Source organism: Micromonospora sp. NPDC005291 (genome assembly GCF_040607415.1).
Lineage (GTDB): Bacteria > Actinomycetota > Actinomycetes > Mycobacteriales > Micromonosporaceae > Micromonospora.
Genome location: NZ_JBEXGR010000021.1, coordinates 110,402 through 127,048, shown reverse-complemented (window position 1 = coordinate 127,048; position 16,647 = coordinate 110,402). Strand labels below are relative to the sequence as shown.

Sequence of the window (16,647 nt, the reverse complement as noted above, 5' to 3'; positions counted from 1 at the left end):
CGACGAGCACCGAGCCCTGGGTCTGGAGCTGGATGCGATGCGCGTCGTGACTGTGGATGACGGGTGCCGCGCAGTGCTCGCAGGTGTCGGTCCGCGGGCGGCGCAGATTGGTCTGCGTCGAGAACGTGTCAACCGTCGCTGCTCCCCATCTGGCCGGTGCCGGCTGTCGTCAGCGATGGTGCTCCCGGTTGTCAGTCGGGCAGCATCCGCACATGCCGAGATGAGGGCGTTCTTTGCACGGGTCCCCGCTGCGGACACCACAGGTGCTCTTTACAGTTCCTTCGTGACTTCCTACGCGCTCACTCGCCCCGCAAAACTCCGACGGGGTGACCTGGTGGCGGTGATCGCGCCGTGCGGCTGGGTGCGGCCGGAACTCGCCACAGCGGTGACCGGGGCGCTGACTGCCTGGGGTCTTCGAGGACGCGTGGGCAGTAACGCCTTGCGCCGCCACTCCTACCTGGCCGGAACCGATGAGGAGCGGCTGGAGGATTTCAACGAGGCTTTCCGCGACCCGTCGGTGCGTGCGGTTCTGTGTCTGCGGGGCGGATACGGCGCACAGCGCATCGTCGATGGTATCGATTACGACGCCGTCCGTGCCGATCCCAAACTCTTCATGGGCTTCTCCGACATCACCGCCTTGCACGTCGCGCTCTGGTGCGAGACGAGGCTGGCGACGCTCCACGGCCCGACAGCGTCCTATCTCGCCACTCAATCGGAGAGTGTGACAGTGAGTGGCATTCACCGAGCGTTGATGACGAACGACCCGGTCATCATGACGCCGGACGAGCAGGAAGAGACCTCCAGCGTCCGGACGGTCGGCCGGCCGGGCGGAAGGAACGCTCCTGGGCGGCAACCTGACTCTGCTGGCCACGACAGTGGGGACGCGCCACCGGCCGGATCTGAGCGGTGCGATCCTGATGATCGAATGCGCCGATGAAGAGCCATATCGCATCGATCGCTCACTGGTGCAGCTGAAGCGAGCCCGCTGGCTCGATGCCGTCGCCGGCGTCGCGGTCGGCCAGTTCACCAACTGCACCGACGACGGCCCGACCCCAACGGTGCAGCGGGTGCTCACGGAACAACTCGGTTCGCTCGGTGTGCCGGTTCTCGGCGGCTTGCCGTTCGGCCATGGCGATCAGCAGACCGCGTTGGGTCTCGGCGTTCCGGCCGTACTCGACGCCGATTCGGGGACACTGACGGTTCACTCGGTCGCACAATAGAATCTTGATCGTCAGTGCCAAGAGACAGCCGCGCAGGCATCCGCCCATGCCGCATACAGGATTCCTGCGGCGTGCCGGGCTTGAATCAACTGGTCCAGACGTGGTGTGCGGCCTCAGCCGGCCAGGGTGCGGAGGTCGCGGACCACGATGGGCCAGATTTCCCTGGGCAGGTCGTGGCCGGTGCCGGGAAACTCGACGTAGCGGGCGTTCGGCACCGAGGCGGCGATGCGGCGGCCGGCGGCGGGGCGGATCAGCGGGTCGTGCTCGCCGTGCAGCACCAGGGTGGGCACGCGGAGCTCGTGCAAGCGCGGGCCGTGCCAGGTGGCGCTGGTCTGCCGGGCTTGGGCGCGGTTGTCGCGGACGCCGCTGGGCAGCCCGGCGTCGAGTTCGCGTTCGACGCGGAGGTGGGCGTCCTGCTCGTCGAACGGGTAGCCGGGTGAGGCGACCGCCCGCAGCAGGGCCAGGCCGGCCGCTACGTCGCCGTCGCGGCCGACGGGTTGGCGCATGCGCGCCAGGCGTGCCAGGAACGGCAGGTGAACGTAGCGCAGGACGGCGGCGCCCCGGACGTCGCTGGGTATGGCGGCGAACGTGGTCAGGGTGTGCACGCGTTCCGGGTGGCGCAGCGCGGTGCGCTGGGCGACCAGGCCGCCCTGGGAGATGCCGAAGAGGTGGGTGCGGGGCCAGCCGAGCACGTCCAGGACGGCGACTGTGTCGTCTGCCATGTCCTCGGCGGTGTAGGCGGGCGGCCGACGGCGGAACAACGCGGTCAGCGGGTTGCCGACCGGAACGTGGTCGAAATGGGTGGAGCCGCCGGCGTCGCGGCCGTCGAAGGAGGCTACGTGGAAGCCGGCTTCGATCAGCGCGGTGACCAGGCCGTCGGGCCAGTAGAAGCGGGAGACGCCGAGCCCCATGATCAGCAGCAGCGGGTCACCGCCGGCACCGCCGAGGTCGTCGACAGCGAGGCACACGTCGCCGTTGAGTGCAGTGAGCGAAGTTCTGGTCATCTCGGCCTCACTTGTTCGAGAACGGTGTTCGCGAACACCGTATCTAGAACGGTAGGGTGGGCGCAACCGAGGGGGTGGCATGGAAGCGGTACCGGTATGGCTTCGGGAACGGCGCACGGGAGTGGGCCGGCCGGCCGAGCGGTCACGGGCCGAAGTGACCGCCGCGGCGATCGCGCTGGCCGACCGGGAGGGTCTGACCGCGGTCTCGATGCGCCGCATCGCCGCCGGGTTGGGCACTGGCGCGGCAACGCTGTACCGCTACGTCGACAGCCGAGACGATCTGCTCGACCTCATGACCGATGAGGTGGCGGCCGCGTACGAACTGCCGGCGCCAGGCGGTCCCTGGCTGCAAGGTCTGCTGGAGGTGTGCCGGCAGGGGGGAGAATTGATGCGACAGCACAGTTGGCTGCCCGAGCTGGTGCTCACCCGCTCGGCCCTCGGCCCGCACGGCACCGACCTGCTGGAGCACGTGCTGGCGGTCCTCGCTGGGCACCCGGCTGAGGTGGGCCGCAAGCTGGAAGCGTTCGCCGTGATGAACACGCTCACCGCCGCGATCACCCTGAACGAACTCAACGGCGGCTCGAGTGCCCGGCAGAGGCAAGGCGCGTACCTGGCCCACGTGGTCGCGGCGGGCCGGCACCCCCACCTGACAGCGGCGCTGACCAGCGATCCTTTGGTGCCCGCGCCCCGCTTGGAGGACACGGTGTCGAGGGTTCTCGTCGGCTTGCTGGAGCAGTGATCAGCCGGCGACACACAGGATGCCTCCGGGTCCGATCAGTCGACGGCGCTTTCAATATTGCCGATCATTCGTCGCATGACTTTGAGCGCGATGACGTAATCCTCGTCCGGGATGCCCTCGTGGACCTCGGCTCGCAAACCAGTTACCAGCTCTTTGATGCGACCTTGGGCCGCCCTGCCGATGTCAGTCAGCCGAAGTCGTCGGGCGTCATCCGCCTCGACCCACCCCCGATACAGCAACTGGTCGACAGCGCGAGGTACCTCGTAGGGAGTCTCCGCGATATCTGTCAGCTGGGCCGTAATGTCCTCGCGGGTCAGGCCGTCACCGATGTCCACCCGGGTGAGCACCCACCATTGCGGCTGTGTCACATCGATGCCCGCCATCACGTCACGGAGGCGATCGACGACAGCCCTGTGCACGGCACCGCTCCAGTAGCCGACGGGCTGCGCGGCGAGCGCATCCTCCGCGACGGAAGGATCCGCGGTCGCGGGCGCATGTCTCGGATCCATGTTTCTCCAGTCCCACAGTAGACATATGATCCCGATGACTCTAACTGCCACCCCTGTGTCACTTCCGCCGTGATAGTGGAGCGCCCTTCTTTACCGAGGCCGAACGCACTCATCTGCCGCTGGTCGTGCGGGCTCAGCGCTCACGACTGCCTGGTCACCGAACTGGCGCGTGGCTGGTCGTGACTCGCTGACGGGACGCCTTACCAGGTCAGGCGAGCGCCTCTTTGGCGACTTCCGCCGGCGTCAGGGTAGCGTCGATGGAGGTCAGCCTGCCCGATGCGCGGTAGTGACTAAGTACGACTGCTGCGGCCGGTCGGTAGGACTGCAGACCCACGGTGACGTGGTCGGGGTTGTCGTCGTGTCGTTGGAACAGTTCCCCTCCGCGGTGGTCGCAGCCGTTGGGGCGCGCTGGGGCGACGAACTGGGTGCGCCAGGTCCTGCCGCAGTCGCGGCAGGTACGGCGGCCGGTCAGACGGCGAAGGACTTCGACGTCGGGCAGGACGAGGTCGATTGCCCTGTCGATGGGTGGGCCGAGGTCGGACAATAGGGCGTCGAGCGCCGCTGCCGTGACGGCGTGATTGGGGAAGCCGTCGAGGACGAAGCCAGCGGCGACGTCGGGCTGGGTGAGACGGTTGCGGATCATGGACAGGAGCACCTGGTCCGGTACGAGTTCACCAGCGTTCATGTGCTGTAGGGCCTGGAGCGCGGTAGGAGTTTCCGCCCGCATTTCGGCCTGGACGGCGTCCCCCAGACTGAGGCACGGAACGCCGAGCCGCGTAGCGATGGCGCCGGCGATGGCCTCTCGGTCGGAGCCGGGAGGTCCCAGAACGGCAAGGCGCATCGGGGCAGCCTAACGCCGTAGAGGCGGATCCTCCCACCTCTCGCGCTGACCGCTATGGTCATGCAGCGTGAAGAGCGATGACGAGATCCTGAAGATGCTTCGCCAAGACCTGGGACTCGCCGAACTACTGTGGAGGGTCTGCGAGTTCGACCTCACGCGCGGCGACCACGGCGAGCCCGTTCGGCTATCGTCCGGGCAGGCACTGGAAGGCATAGCAGGTGACTCCACTGGCGGCACGTTCTTCCTCTGCGGTGAACGCCGCTCGATCCGTCCAGTCTTGTATGCCAGCTCCGAAGGCCAGGCCGGCCTTATCGGCCGTAGCCTTGCCGAAGCCTTGGAGATCATGATCGAACTGCCGTCCTGGTGGGACTGCCTGAAGTTCTCCGGCGGCGGGGATCTGGCGACCATGGAGTCCGCTGCGGAGCACCTACAGCGCGACGAACTCAGAGACCAGCCGGAGCTTGGCACGAAGCGGCTCCAACTCGCGACAGCACTGTCCTTGGACCTGGCGACTACTCCCCTGCTGCTGGCCCGCTTGCGTGATGCGGTGGCCACCCCTGACGTCGTCCTCACCGTCGAAACCGGTGAGGAGTACGAGTCGCTGTTCGGGCCGTGGCAGCCGAGCCGCAACCCCTCTTGGAGTCGAGGACCTCTGTCGCAGCCAACGACCGAACGCCAAGATCAGATGCGCTGATCTGCCGCGATCCGCGCGACTGCAGCTGAACTGTGGGGCCCCGGTGGAGCCGTTTCGGGAGCCCGCTCACGATGAGCGGGCTCCCGTAGCCTGGCCCGGCTCGAACGGTGCTGCCATCCCTGGATCAGTGACGTGCGGTACCGGCGCCGCACGTTGGGCAGGCCGGCCTACGAGGTTGGTGCGTCCAAGCCCTGGTAGGGGAGTTCGTATACCTCGCAGGTTGTTCCTGCTCCCCATTCCGGTAGGCCCCGCCGTCAGCCATGGCCGAAGCAGGACGTCGGCGTGCACGGCGCGATCGTGGGCATCGACGTGCAGGTCGTCAAACGGTCCGACACCCGGCCCGGGTTCGTGCCGGTCAAGAAGCGGTGGATCGTCGAGCAGGTCTACGGCACTCTGATGCTGGCACCGCCGCCTGGCCCGCGAATACGAGAGCCGCCCGGAGTCCTCGGTGTCGCGAACACTGTGGGCATCGACGGCCGGCATGATCTGCCGGCTGACCCGAACCACCACTCCGATCTGGCGAGACGGATAAGAGGGCCCGCCGGTGCACCTCGACACGATCCTCACCCTCATCGGCGCACGCGAGACCACCGCCACCGCCGGTCGACTGCGCGAGCAGATCAGCCTGCTCTCCACCGAACTCACCCGCAGCGACCGTGAACTGGCCGACCTGGCGACCACCCGCACCATGCTGCAGAACCTAGCCGCGACCGAGTTCACCGCCGACGACCCGACCAGCGTCAGTTCCGCCTACCAGCAGATCCTCACGGTCCTGCCCGCCGCGACCGCCGGCATGCGGGGCCAAGGACATCTGCCTCGCCCTCGACATCGAGCCCTTACCGAAGAACGTCGAAGGCACCCGAGCGAAGCTGAACAGCCTGGTCATCCGCGAGGTCGTCACGGGAACCAGCCCGGCATCTTCGCCCTGATCAAGAAACGGACCTGACCTGCCGGAACGTCCTCTCAGGTGAAAGCCTCACATCGCGACTTGTTGATTCCTGTACAAATATGGGCGGCCCGCCGAATATCCAGCAAGAGTTCGGTGTGTAACGGTTCGGTAGCCTGCCGGGTGCGATGAGGCGGCACCGGGTCCTTGTCAGTGGGTGCCGGTGACCGTGCCCTGCTCCGCAGCTCATCAAGGATCCGCTCGGTGGTGCCGCGCTCGTTGAAGTGCTTGAAGTGCCCGTAGACGGTCTGCCGTAGCGGGAAGTCGGGCAGGTACCGCCAGGCACAGCTGGATCGGACCACGTACAAGATCGCGTTCACGATGTCCCGGCGGTCGTGCTTGAACGGCCGGCCCATCCACTTGGGCTGCGGCAGCATCGGCTCGACGATCTCCCCCTGCACGGGACTGAGCACATCGAGCCGATCGAGCTGCGTGACGTGTGGTGCAGCTCGGCAGGCGACGGCTGGTCGCCTGCCGAGCTGGCCTCAGCTCAGAGGTTCGACCTTGCGGTCGCCCAGGGCGGAGGTGAGTCGCACCGGGACCACCGACTCCTTGGCGATTGCTGGGCAGTCTTTGCCGGCCGCCTCGGGTAGCAGTCCGACGCGGATCCGGAGGCGCACCGCCGTTTCACTCTCTGTCACTTCCGGCTCGGCGCCGTAACAGTCGGCGGGTCCGGCCGTCACGGTGACCTCGAGGGTTCGATCGTCGACACTGCGCCAATCGCGCCACTGAACAACCTGCGCGTCGATTAGGCCGCTCCGGGTCGGCAACGCTTCCGGCCGTGTCGGTCCGGTCGGCGCTCGGACGCCTGACGTGTCGCTGCCGGGCTCGGCTAGGGAGCCGCAGGCGCTCAGTGCGGCCACCACAGCCAGCAGCCAGGCAGCCAGTGGAAGTGGTGGCCGCATTCTCATCGGTTCAACTTACCAATCAGCGTTGGCGGCGTTCATCGCGTCGACGACAGCCTGGTCGAAGTATGGCCCCTTGTTGACGCCTTCGCTGTTCACCGTGGACATGACCGAGCGGACCGAGCCGAGTCCGCTGGCGTTGTCGTAGTTCCAGGTCCACGGTCCGCCCGAGGAGCCACCTCCGAAGTTGCAGGTGATTTTGGATTTGTTGTCCAAGATGCTGTTGTCGGTGGCAGTGCCCCAGCAAGCCCACATGACGTTGCCGCCGTCACGGTTGCTCGGATATCCGAAGATCGACGTGTCGAACTCGGTGCCACCGTTGTAGACCAGGCCGTGCCCGCCGATGGTGTTGACGACTGTCGTGTTCCAGTCGCCGCCGGAGTAGGTGGTCACGAAGCCGACGTCCCGGTTGAGGTTGCTGTTGTTGATCCACTCGTTGAAGGTCCGCAGCCAGTACGCCTGGAAGCGGCCGACCGGGTCGTGGTCGGTGTTGAAGGCGTTGTATCCCGGCACGAAGACGAGGTTCTGCAGCCAGGTGCCGCCCTGTCCGTCATGGACACAGTGACCGGCGGTGATCAGCACCCGCTTCGACGAGGTGTTGATCGCTGACGCCGAGCACCACGAGCCACTTTCGTAGCCACCGATGAACAACTTGCCATTGGTGATCGAGAAATTCGTCACCGGTGGCGGGGCGTTGGTCACGCTCTGCGAGATCTGAGCGGCAACCGGCTTCGCCGCGACGTCGGCGGTCTTGCTGGCCACGGCGCGGGCCTTGTTCTCGACCCATTCCGCATCTCCGGGGGCATCCAGCGACTTGGCTGCCTTCATCCGTTCCGGCGTCCAATACGCCAGCACCTCGGGGTCTCCGCCGGTGCGCTCGAACGACTTCAACTGTGTGGGCGTGTAGTTGCGCACCGCTTTGTCGCCCGGCAGCCGCACCGGGGCAGGCGCACTGCTGGTGCTCAGATCGGAGCCGCTGATCCGAGCGGGCGAGGGGTTCGCCCCGGCGGGAGCGCCCGCGGGAGCGGTGAGTAAGGCGATTGTTGCGACGGCCGCAGCCAGTGCGGCGGCCCCCAGGCGTCTCAGGCTTCTCGGACAACGGATTTTGCTTGACGAATCCATCCGGCTGACTCCCCCTGTTCAGCAACCGTTTCCGGTGCTCTCGAAGCCGTCTTCATGCCGCTCGGCGACGGCTGCCATCGAGAGGTGAAGGTACCGAAGGAATCGTTCTATATCTATGCCATCCCATGGACCGTAAGTGCGCGAGGAGCTACCGAGAGAGATCGAATCAATGCGACCTGCATGCACAGATGCAAATGTGTTTTTGGACACAGTCTCGTGCCGTCCGTCATGTACGCCACCGGCGGCTGATGTGCTCGACGACCCGCACCCGCAGCCAGGCCGGTGAGCCGGTACGAGAAAGGGATCCCCGGAATTGAGCGGGTTCGACCCGATCCGTCACGATCAATGTGTTCAACCGGACGTCCATCGGCTCCGCGACGAGGTCCGGTCGGCTGCCTCCGAGGCCGCGCTCGTCGCCGAACTGATGCGTCCGGTCGAGGATCCGGTCGGGCGAGCCGAATGGACTTATCCGTCTCACATCGCGTCCCTCGCCCGGCGGTACCGGATCAGCTCCCATCCAGCCGAACAGCAGGACGGCCTCCTCAAACTCGGCGAAGGCATCGCCCGCGTGCTCGGCATCCTCGCGCCGGGCGAGCTGATCGCCGGCCAGGTCGGGTTCACCGCCGCGCTGCGCGGCCAGTTGCGGACCGGCGCCACCTTCGGCACCTGGACGACGTTCATCGGCCGGTTCGCCGAGGGTGCCGTCACGCCGCCGCTCACCGACCTCGCCCGGCTCCGTGACGTGGGTGGCGTCCGCGACGTGCTGGCCGCGATCAAGCAGGTCCGCAACCGTACCCACCACTCGCACGGGGTACGCGCTCACCATGAGATCGAGAAGGACGGGGAGACACTCGAACCCCACTCATCTAGAACAGCGGCTCGTTTGACCCGTGTCCGTACGCTCGCGAATGTTCGAGCACTATCGGGAGGACGATCTATGTCGATGTCACGGGCCGCGAGTGGGGACTTCGCCAGCATGCTCGATGCCACTGTCGGTGCCCTTCGGGCGGTGAGCCCACCGCCGGAAGACGAGGAAGTCGCCCGGCAGCGGCGGATCGGCGAGGCAGCGGATGGCCAAGTCTCTGCCGAGTTCGGTGCCGACGGTCGGCTTTCGTCGCTTGCCGTGGATCCGCGCTTAATGCGCCTGGGCTCCGCCGAGCTGTGTGACCGGATCGTCGAGGCGGTGAATGCGGCGATCGACTCCATGCGTAGCGGCGTCTCCGCGCCGGGCGCTGCGGACCTTACGCAGCTCACCGAGCAGCTGCAACAGGTCCGGGATACGGCGGTGCCGCGGCTGAGCACGTTTTTGCAGACATTGACCGAGGCGCAGGCCCGGATGTCCGGCGGGAGTGCTGACCGGTGAGCGGCTTCGAGGTGGAGCCCGCGGCCCTGCGAGCAGGCGGTGATCAGGTGATCGGCGCGGCCGAGCGGTTCATCGGGCAGCTCGAGAGTTTCGAGGCGCAGATGGCCGGCTACGGCGAGCCCTGGGGCGGCGACGACATCGGCTCGCTGATCGGGGTCGTGTACACCGGGGTCTCGGCCTGGGTGCTGGACTGCATCGGTGTGGCTGCCGAGGAGATCGGCGCGGCGGGCAGCGATCTGACCGCGATGGCTGACAACTACGAGTCGGTTGAGCGCGAAACCGCGAACGCGATGCGCGACATCCTCGGAATTCTGGGGTGAGGGATGGGACTTCAGCTGCCGGGTGAGCTGGTCACCGCCCTCGGTTGGATCGGCTTTTCCTGGCCGGAGGGTGACGAGGAGAAGCTGTTCGAGATGGGGCAGGCCTGGATCGACTTCGCCGGGACGATCGCCGACGCCTCTGGGGAGGCTGGCGCGGCCGCTGCGGCGGTGATGTCGAAGCAGAGCGGCGAGGCGATGCAGGCGTTCGACCAGTGGTGGACGAAACCGGAGAGCGGGCCAGGCACCCTGCCGGACTACGCTCAGGCGGCGATGCTGGTCGGCACCGGCCTGATCATCTGCGCCGGGATCGTGCTCGCGTTGAAGATTCAGATGATTGTGCAGCTGGCCATCTTTGCCTTCCAGGTGGCGCAGGCCATCGCAACCGCGGTCGTCACCTTCGGCGCGTCGCTGGCTGAGATCCCGATTTTCCAAATGATCACGCGGGAGATCGTCGGCCTGCTGATCGACCAGGTGATGACGGAGCTGATAAGTGGCTAGCCGGGGCCGGGAGGGTGGCCGGAAGCGAGGTGGCGCGGCCAAGCCGAAGGAGGGCAACCTCGTCGGCGCGGCGGTGAAGAAGGCCTCAGCACCCCCGGTGAAGCGCCACAATGATCTGCCCGAGGTCACCATCCGGGTCCAGCGTAAAAGCACACACCACCGCACCGACTTCGACCGCAAGATGGCCGCCTTGAAACGGCTAAGCGATCAGGGAAAGCTATTCAAGCAGGCGAACCCGGTAGCGCGCGACACCAGCATTACCGGCGGGTTCAAAGACCGGATCATCCGGAAGATCCACAACAAGTACGTCAAGAACAACAAGGGCAGCGACGCGCAGAAGGCCAAAGACCGTGAAGCGGCCGAGCGGATGAAGCAACGGGTGCGCGACCAGAACCCCGATCATGTCTGGGAGCTGCAACTTGGCGGTCCTGACGAGGTCAGTAACCTGAAGCTGATGGACGCCGACACCAACCAGGACATCGGCACCCAGATCCGGGTGCAGATCATGAACCTGCCGGACGGCACGCCGATCCGAATAGAGGTAGTGGATTGAACCCCGATCTGCGGGAACTCATCGAGGAGCTGCGCGCCGACCTGGTGGCGGACGAGGACAACACCGTCAGCTGGGGAGAGATCAGCGCGGGCGCGCCGACCGACAAGATTTCGGCCGAGGTACCGCAGCCGGTACGCGAGCTGATGGAGGTCGCCGAGAGCATCGCGGCCGGCGGGTTCTACCTGCCCGGCATCTCCTCCTCAGCCCGTATGCAGAGCGGTCTGAAGATGATGCCCGAATACACCGGCGTCGCCGCCGAGCCCGACGAGTGGTTCTACCTCGGGCGCCTCAAGGAAGAGCCGCTGCTGCTGCGGCGCGACTCCGGCGCGGTCTGGTACTTCCCGCAGATCAGCACCGACGAGTGGTTCATGCGCGAGGCTTTCCAGGAGATCGCCCCGGACCTGGACTCGTTCCTCGCCTATTACCTGTTCGGCGCGGGCTACGCCGAGATCGGCTATGACGATGACGACTGGTGGCGGTTCCTTGAGGAAGAGGACCTGACCGCCCCCGGCGAGCAGGAGGACGAATGAGCGTGTCGCTGGCGGAACTCACCGCGCTCTGGGGCGCGGACGGCGTGATCGAGGTCCCGGCCGACCTGCTCGGCGACGTGCTCACACCGGGAGTCCTGCCGGCCGGTGCCGCTCTCCCGGTCGAGGTGCCGATCCTGTTCACCGCGGACGTCACCGCCCCGGGCATGACGCCGTTCGGCAAGCTGAAGATCGAGATTGGCGACGAGGGCCCGCGGATGTACGTCATCCTCGGCAGCTCGCCCGATGACGCCCAGATGCTCTACATCCTTGACTCGCAGAACGGCTCGGTCATCCTGCTGGACCTCGCGACACCGAACTTCGAGCACGTCAACGCCTCGTTTGCCGCGTTCGTCGAGTTCCTCTACAAGCTCGGGCAGCTTATCGACACCGACCCGGGCGGCAGGGCCCGCGCCGAGCTCGCGGCGGCCATCCGCGCCGAGTTGACGCAGGTCGACCCGTCCGCATTCACCGATCCAGAATCGTGGTGGAGCATCGCCTTCGACCAGCTCGAGTCCACCGCCGCGTAGCCTCGTGCCGCTGCCTGTGCGCCGGCACTTTCGTGGATCTCAGCGCGGGCTACAGCAGCCTGCGGTTGATTGCCGGATGTGGAGGATCAGCGGTTCGCGCCGTCTGGTGATCCGATCAGCGAGACTGGTGAGCGGCGAGGGTTCTGGCGTGAGTTCGAGGACAACGACGTGCGGTCCACGAGTTGTGGAGGCAGGATCTCGCGCGGAGTCTCGGGGGACATGCGGGGTTTGTTGGTGACCGAGAGGCGGAAGCCCGCGTCGGTGAACGCATCCGTCATCGCGCGCAACGGCCGGTGCCAGAAGGTCAATTCCGAGCCCTACGCCGACTTCTCGATCGCCGGCAGCCTCCTTGTCGACCAGCCGCTTGTCCCGCCGTGCTAACCAAGAGGGCGTAGGCTGCTGGCCCTGAACGCATCGGGTACTGCCGCTGGCCTACTTTCGCGAAGGGCTGGTGGTACCAGGTGAGAGCAGTCGTGTACGACCGGTACGGGTCCCCGGATGGGTTGCGAATCGAGAATGTCCCCAAGCCCTACCCCGCTGCCCGACAGGTGCTCGTCAAGATCGCGGCGACCTCGGTGAATTTGAGCGATTGGGAGACTCTGCAAGGTTCGCCACTGTATTCGCGCATCGGTGGGCTGCGCTCCCCGGCACGCCGGACCCTCGGCTCGGACATCGCCGGATGGGTCGACGCGGTAGGCTCCGCCGTCACTCGGTTCCGACCCGGTGACGAGGTGTATGGCGACAACCTCATGCTCAAGGGCGGTTTCGCCGAGTACGCGATCGCGCCCGAATCGGTCCTGGCCCGCAAGCCCGCCGCCCTGACCTTCGCCGAGGCGTCGGCGATCCCACAGGCAGGCGTGATCGCACAGCAGGGCACCGCGGGCGCCGCAGCCGGCAACCGGGTCCTGATCAACGGCGCCGGCGGAGGATCCGGCGCATTCGCGATCCAGCTAGCCAAACGACTCGGTGCCCAGGTAAGCGGCGTCGACAACGCGGGCAAGCTCGACTTCATGCGCTCCGTCGGCGCGGACGAGGTGATCGACTACCGCAGCCGGGACTTCACCCGCAGCGGCCCGTACGATCTCATCCTCGATCTGGTCGCGCACCGATCGGTGTTCGCCTACCGCCGCGCACTGGCCCCCGGTGGCCGCTACCGGTGCGTCGGCGGATCGGTCTCGGCGCTGCTGCGCGTCCTGACGATCGGCGCGGTGGCCGGCCGGCTCACCCACCGCCGGCTGGGCGTGCTCGCCGTCCGGGAAGGGCCGACCCACTTCGAACCGGTGGCCGAACTCTGCGCGGCGGGTGACCTCGTCATCCACATCGACCGCGCCTTCACGCTCGACGAGACGCCCGAGGCGTTGGCCCACGTGGGCAAGGGACGCGCCCTCGGAAAGGTCGTCGTGAGCGTCAATTGAACAGATGTCAGCGATCGGCGCCGCGAACAACCGAATCTGTCGATGAGCGGGCGCCTGGTCGGAACCGCCCAGACGACGTCCGCGCCTGCCTCCCCCGATGACGGTCACGTCAGGTCGGGCCATGATCGAATCCCAACGCGTAGCCGTGCCGGGCAACGACGGTGGCGAGCTCGACACCGCCCTCGCCTTCGTGTCCTTCGCCCGATCATGCGTGCTGAAGAAGGTCGCGGGCTTGAACGAGGAGCAGTTGCGGCGCCGCCTGGTCGTCTCCGACACCACACTGCTGGGCCTGGTCCAGCACTTGACCGACGCCGAACGGTACTGGTTCGGCTACACGTTCGCCGGCGACCCGCGCTACGCCGACGTGGACTTCGACATGGTGGTCGAGCCAGGCCGGTCCCCAGATCAGATCATTGCCCGCTATCGGGCTGCGATCTCCGAAGGCGACGCCCACCTCAGGCAGCCGCTGGCCCGGACGTCCTCACCGCACAGCCGGTCGGTGACGTGCCTCGTACGCTTCGCTGGGTGCTCGCTCACATGACGAGCGAGACCATCCGGCATGCCGGTCACGCCGACATCCTGCGGGAGCTTCTCGACAGTGCCACCGGCGGTAAGAGATCGCGGTTCGGGGCCGCACCCACGATCTCGGCCGATGGCGTCGTCGGCACGGGTATGTCGCCAGCCGGGCAGAGGCTCTATGCCTGTGGCGGACGATCATCGGGGGCTGCCAGATGAGGACACGTGGCGCTGTTGCAGACGCTCGGGTCGACGGCAGGAGCGGTGAAGCCGGGAAGTCTCAGCCGCCGAGCAGGTTGCGCTGCTGCGCCGCGTCGGTACGCCCGGGCTCCGCTCGCCGAACGGGTTGCTAGGCCGTCACGGTCGGTACTGTTGCTTAGACCCTTCTCCGACGGTGGCGTCCGGGCTGATGTTCAGGCCCGCGGCCATGTGAACCGGCAGCTGGTAGACACGTTCGATAGGCAGGTGGGCTGCTGCCGCCTGTACGTCCCCGCCGTGCAGAAGGTCCCTGACGCGGTGAACAGTGGGGGTGATGTCCGTGACCGCAACAGTCCAGTCATCGACGTACCGGTCGACAGCCTCGTCGGATATTCCAACCTGCAGGGACCGGTACGGTAGCGCCTTCAGGTGCAGTGACCGTTCCGGATCCCACTGCACACGTACGGGGCTGGTCTTCAGTTGCCGGGTCCAGGTGGCCTTGTCGTCGTGTAGGTCTCGGTCGTAGTGGCTCAGGCAGGCTCGTGCCAGCGCCCACTCAAATCCCTCCCGCGTGATGTCGATGGACAGCACGCGCTCTTGCCCTGGCTTGGTGGCCCAGCCGCAGCGGTACATCATCCACAGGAAGGACGGTTTGATCCACGTCATCCGATCCCGCTTGAAGGGGGCCACGAGACGGCCGGCTGCCACCGCTGGCAGCGCGATCTGCGGGGGATACGCCTGGTACACGGTGATGGTGTCGGCCGAGTAGCGTGCGCGGATCTGACGGGCGGGAACGGACACCGCCCGATCGTCGCCGATCGGGACTCGAATGCTCCACCGAGATACCGAGCCCAGGCCAGCGCCAGCCGAACGAGCCTGCGGCACGATCGCCAATCCACTCGTCGTCAACGGCATCCCACACGACCCACGTATCCGTCAGCTGGCGGCCGACGAGCCCATACAGCTGACGGCTGCCGGCCTGGCCAAGGGGGTTCACCCTCCCGATATGACGGACGCCGTGGCGCCGAGGGCGGGAATGGTGATCAGCATCCGGACACGACGCGACGTCGTCGTGGTGGACCCACACCGGTTCATGGCCGCAGCACGGCAGGCGCTGTGCGACCGCAACCCGGGTCTGACCGATGCGGAGGCGGCCGAGGCAGTCACTGACGTCAACGACGCCGTACACGCCCTGCTCGATCGGGACGGAACGCTCGCTGCCGACGCGTAGGAAGTCATGTGGGGGCCTCGGGGCTGAGCGGATGGTGTGGTTACCTCGCTCGTACTCGAGGCCCGTCCTTCTGTCAGCCCGCCACGTCGTCACGACATCGACCCCAACGACTTATTCAAGGGGCACTGGCGGAAATGCTCCGCAACCGGGGCACGGTCGAGAATGATCCGGTTCCACTACGGTGTCCCGCATGGATGCTCCAGAGCAGATTTCGGAGACGCCCGGCAGGTTCGAAAATCCCGCGGGCGGCGGAGGCGGGCACACCGACGCTGTTCGGGACGTCACCGCCGGGCGGTGGGAAGGCCGCACAGTGTTCGCCTCGGGCAGCGACGACCGAACCGTGCGGCTCTGGGAGGCGGCCACGGGACAGCCGCTCGGCCATGCGCTCACCGGACACGCGGGCAGGGTCAGATACGCGGCCTTCACCGGACCGCACCGCGATATTCTCGTCACGGTTGACGACAGCGGTGTGGTGTTGCGTTGGCGCTCCGACGCCGGTGCCCCGAGGAGCGAGCCCTTCGCGCGGCTGGAGAGCAGGATCGTCGGGCTCGGTGTGGCCAATGTGGACGGCCGAGCGCTGGTGAGTGTCGGGACCGAAGACGGGGCGGTGCGAATCTTCGACGCCGTCACGGGTGAGCACCACGCCGAGGTGCGTGTCGACGCGGGGTGGGAACTGAACCGCGCGGACATCGGCGTGCTGGACGGGCGCTTGGTGGCGCTGACCATCGCGCGCGACCCCGCCGTGTACCGGCCCAGTCTGGCGACGTTGACCATGTGGGACGTCGCCTCCGGTCGTCCGCTGTACGAGCCCAGCGGCGTGCCCGAGGAGACCGAAGGCCTCGGGACTTTCGCGACACTGGACGGGCAGCTCGTCGCCATTCGGGGGATCGACCCCTACCACGATTTCGGCGACGGAGTAGACGTCGATGATGAACAGAAGCTCGACCGCAGTGAGCACGAGTTCGCCGAAGAAGACGAAGACGACTACGACGAGGACGGGGACGACGGCAATCCTTACCAGTCTGAGTATTTCCTGGATGAGACGGACGACTTCTGGGTCATCGACGTCGCCACGCGCAAGGTGTTGAAGGAATACTCAAGCCCCCGGCCGGGGCGAGCGTGGCGACCGTTGCCCGTTCCGGGCGCAGATTCGTGGCGTTGGTGCCGTCACTCACGTTCGTCAACGTCATCGACGCTGGTGTCGGGGCCGAGTCTGAGGGCCTCGACGAGTTCCAGTATACCGGGCACAGTGAAAATGTCTGTTGCGTGGCGGCGGCCGAGGTGGACGGACGCACGATCGTGGCCTCCGGTGACAGTAAGGGCAATCTGCGTTTCTGGGGCCTGGACACCCCAGAACGGTCGCCACACCCGCGTAGGAGCCTGCCCTTCCAGAACTCCTGACTTTCCGGGTTGCGGAGCGCCCGCGGTCGGCGTCACCGCTTGCCGTGGACCGGCGGCACCGCATGCGGCAGCGGCAGTTCACAGAGCTAACCGCAATCGAGGGTGAACTGCGGCC

The 16,647-nt window shown here is 66.8% G+C and carries 18 protein-coding genes and 3 pseudogenes; 15 read left to right on the top strand and 6 right to left on the bottom strand.

Annotated features, from left to right (window positions below; genetic code table 11):
• Positions 1 to 283: 283 nt before the first annotated feature.
• Positions 284 to 1,220, top strand: a pseudogene (locus ABZT18_RS25100) (LD-carboxypeptidase).
• Between the two features lie 113 nt (positions 1,221 to 1,333).
• Here ABZT18_RS25100 and ABZT18_RS25095 read toward each other — a convergent pair.
• Entirely contained in the window at positions 1,334 to 2,224 is an 891-nt protein-coding gene (locus tag ABZT18_RS25095; RefSeq protein ID WP_354996625.1) for an alpha/beta hydrolase, read from the bottom strand.
• A gap of 79 nt (positions 2,225 to 2,303) precedes the next feature.
• On the opposite strand from ABZT18_RS25095, the gene ABZT18_RS25090 reads away from it, so the two are divergent.
• A complete protein-coding gene (locus ABZT18_RS25090; RefSeq protein ID WP_354996624.1) occupies positions 2,304 to 2,963 on the top strand; it encodes a TetR/AcrR family transcriptional regulator in 660 nt (219 codons plus the stop codon).
• Between the two features lie 35 nt (positions 2,964 to 2,998).
• Here the strand turns inward: ABZT18_RS25090 and ABZT18_RS25085 are convergent, their stop codons facing one another.
• Together ABZT18_RS25085 and ABZT18_RS25080 are read right to left on the bottom strand one after the other, a co-directional pair.
• A complete protein-coding gene (locus ABZT18_RS25085) occupies positions 2,999 to 3,472 on the bottom strand; it encodes a MarR family winged helix-turn-helix transcriptional regulator (protein ID WP_354996623.1) in 474 nt (157 codons plus the stop codon).
• Between the two features lie 208 nt (positions 3,473 to 3,680).
• Positions 3,681 to 4,313, bottom strand: coding sequence for a nucleoside monophosphate kinase (locus ABZT18_RS25080; RefSeq protein WP_354996622.1), 633 nt, complete (start codon positions 4,311 to 4,313; stop codon positions 3,681 to 3,683).
• Between the two features lie 67 nt (positions 4,314 to 4,380).
• Here ABZT18_RS25080 and ABZT18_RS25075 point away from each other — a divergent pair, with 67 nt between their 5' ends.
• The 3 genes and pseudogenes from ABZT18_RS25075 (at position 4,381) to ABZT18_RS25065 (ending at position 5,953) form a co-directional block, all read left to right on the top strand.
• On the top strand, positions 4,381 to 5,007 hold the full coding sequence (locus tag ABZT18_RS25075; protein ID WP_354996621.1) for a hypothetical protein: 627 nt from the start codon (positions 4,381 to 4,383) through the stop codon (positions 5,005 to 5,007).
• 267 nt (positions 5,008 to 5,274) lie between these two features.
• Positions 5,275 to 5,539 (top strand): annotated as a pseudogene (locus ABZT18_RS25070) (IS5/IS1182 family transposase); the annotation flags it as partial.
• A gap of 12 nt (positions 5,540 to 5,551) precedes the next feature.
• Complete coding sequence (locus tag ABZT18_RS25065) at positions 5,552 to 5,953, top strand: hypothetical protein (RefSeq protein ID WP_354996620.1); 402 nt, start codon at positions 5,552 to 5,554, stop codon at positions 5,951 to 5,953.
• A gap of 17 nt (positions 5,954 to 5,970) precedes the next feature.
• Here the strand turns inward: ABZT18_RS25065 and ABZT18_RS25060 are convergent, their stop codons facing one another.
• Positions 5,971 to 6,342, bottom strand: a complete 372-nt coding sequence (locus tag ABZT18_RS25060; RefSeq protein ID WP_354996630.1) for a transposase — start codon at positions 6,340 to 6,342, stop codon at positions 5,971 to 5,973.
• Positions 6,343 to 6,873: 531 nt separating this feature from the next.
• Positions 6,874 to 7,980, bottom strand: coding sequence for a hypothetical protein (locus tag ABZT18_RS25055; RefSeq protein ID WP_354996619.1), 1,107 nt, complete (start codon positions 7,978 to 7,980; stop codon positions 6,874 to 6,876).
• A 313-nt stretch (positions 7,981 to 8,293) separates the two neighbouring features.
• Between ABZT18_RS25055 and ABZT18_RS25050 the strand changes: the two genes are divergently transcribed.
• The 8 genes and pseudogenes from ABZT18_RS25050 to ABZT18_RS25015 form a co-directional block, all read left to right on the top strand.
• Complete coding sequence (locus ABZT18_RS25050; protein ID WP_354996618.1) at positions 8,294 to 9,343, top strand: YbaB/EbfC family nucleoid-associated protein; 1,050 nt, start codon at positions 8,294 to 8,296, stop codon at positions 9,341 to 9,343.
• Positions 9,340 to 9,663 carry a hypothetical protein gene (locus ABZT18_RS25045; RefSeq protein WP_354996617.1) on the top strand — a complete coding sequence of 108 codons (324 nt, stop codon included), beginning with the start codon at positions 9,340 to 9,342 and terminating at the stop codon, positions 9,661 to 9,663. The genes ABZT18_RS25050 and ABZT18_RS25045 overlap by 4 nt, the downstream gene beginning before the upstream one ends.
• A gap of 3 nt (positions 9,664 to 9,666) precedes the next feature.
• On the top strand, positions 9,667 to 10,161 hold the full coding sequence (locus tag ABZT18_RS25040) for a hypothetical protein (RefSeq protein ID WP_354996616.1): 495 nt from the start codon (positions 9,667 to 9,669) through the stop codon (positions 10,159 to 10,161).
• Entirely contained in the window at positions 10,154 to 10,714 is a 561-nt protein-coding gene (locus ABZT18_RS25035) for an endonuclease (protein WP_355252598.1), read from the top strand. Before ABZT18_RS25040 ends, ABZT18_RS25035 begins: the two co-directional genes overlap by 8 nt.
• Entirely contained in the window at positions 10,711 to 11,244 is a 534-nt protein-coding gene (locus ABZT18_RS25030) for a hypothetical protein (protein WP_355252595.1), read from the top strand. Before ABZT18_RS25035 ends, ABZT18_RS25030 begins: the two co-directional genes overlap by 4 nt.
• Positions 11,241 to 11,771, top strand: coding sequence for an SUKH-4 family immunity protein (locus tag ABZT18_RS25025; RefSeq protein WP_354996613.1), 531 nt, complete (start codon positions 11,241 to 11,243; stop codon positions 11,769 to 11,771). The genes ABZT18_RS25030 and ABZT18_RS25025 overlap by 4 nt, the downstream gene beginning before the upstream one ends.
• A 461-nt stretch (positions 11,772 to 12,232) precedes the next feature.
• Positions 12,233 to 13,186: an NAD(P)-dependent alcohol dehydrogenase gene (locus ABZT18_RS25020; RefSeq protein ID WP_355252592.1), complete on the top strand. Its 954-nt coding sequence runs from the start codon at positions 12,233 to 12,235 to the stop codon at positions 13,184 to 13,186.
• A gap of 121 nt (positions 13,187 to 13,307) precedes the next feature.
• Positions 13,308 to 13,795, top strand: a pseudogene (locus ABZT18_RS25015) (DinB family protein); the annotation flags it as partial.
• Between the two features lie 264 nt (positions 13,796 to 14,059).
• Here the strand turns inward: ABZT18_RS25015 and ABZT18_RS25010 are convergent.
• Positions 14,060 to 14,701 carry a DUF4291 domain-containing protein gene (locus ABZT18_RS25010; protein WP_355252589.1) on the bottom strand — a complete coding sequence of 214 codons (642 nt, stop codon included), beginning with the start codon at positions 14,699 to 14,701 and terminating at the stop codon, positions 14,060 to 14,062.
• A gap of 205 nt (positions 14,702 to 14,906) precedes the next feature.
• On the opposite strand from ABZT18_RS25010, the gene ABZT18_RS25005 reads away from it, so the two are divergent.
• Complete coding sequence (locus ABZT18_RS25005) at positions 14,907 to 15,131, top strand: hypothetical protein (RefSeq protein ID WP_354996610.1); 225 nt, start codon at positions 14,907 to 14,909, stop codon at positions 15,129 to 15,131.
• 190 nt (positions 15,132 to 15,321) lie between these two features.
• Entirely contained in the window at positions 15,322 to 16,638 is a 1,317-nt protein-coding gene (locus ABZT18_RS25000) for a hypothetical protein (RefSeq protein ID WP_355252586.1), read from the top strand.
• Positions 16,639 to 16,647: the final 9 nt, after the last annotated feature.

Bases quoted from the DNA above. Each gene is read 5' to 3' on its own strand.
- ABZT18_RS25095 (WP_354996625.1), bottom strand. From the start codon at position 2,224: ATGACCAGAACTTCGCTCACTGCACTCAACGGCGACGTGTGCCTCGCT.
- ABZT18_RS25090 (WP_354996624.1), top strand. From the start codon at position 2,304: ATGGAAGCGGTACCGGTATGGCTTCGGGAACGGCGCACGGGAGTGGGC.
- ABZT18_RS25085 (WP_354996623.1), bottom strand. From the start codon at position 3,472: ATGGATCCGAGACATGCGCCCGCGACCGCGGATCCTTCCGTCGCGGAG.
- ABZT18_RS25080 (WP_354996622.1), bottom strand. From the start codon at position 4,313: ATGCGCCTTGCCGTTCTGGGACCTCCCGGCTCCGACCGAGAGGCCATC.
- ABZT18_RS25055 (WP_354996619.1), bottom strand. From the start codon at position 7,980: ATGGATTCGTCAAGCAAAATCCGTTGTCCGAGAAGCCTGAGACGCCTG.
- ABZT18_RS25040 (WP_354996616.1), top strand. From the start codon at position 9,667: ATGGGACTTCAGCTGCCGGGTGAGCTGGTCACCGCCCTCGGTTGGATC.
- ABZT18_RS25025 (WP_354996613.1), top strand. From the start codon at position 11,241: ATGAGCGTGTCGCTGGCGGAACTCACCGCGCTCTGGGGCGCGGACGGC.
- ABZT18_RS25005 (WP_354996610.1), top strand. From the start codon at position 14,907: ATGACGGACGCCGTGGCGCCGAGGGCGGGAATGGTGATCAGCATCCGG.
- ABZT18_RS25000 (WP_355252586.1), top strand. From the start codon at position 15,322: ATGGATGCTCCAGAGCAGATTTCGGAGACGCCCGGCAGGTTCGAAAAT.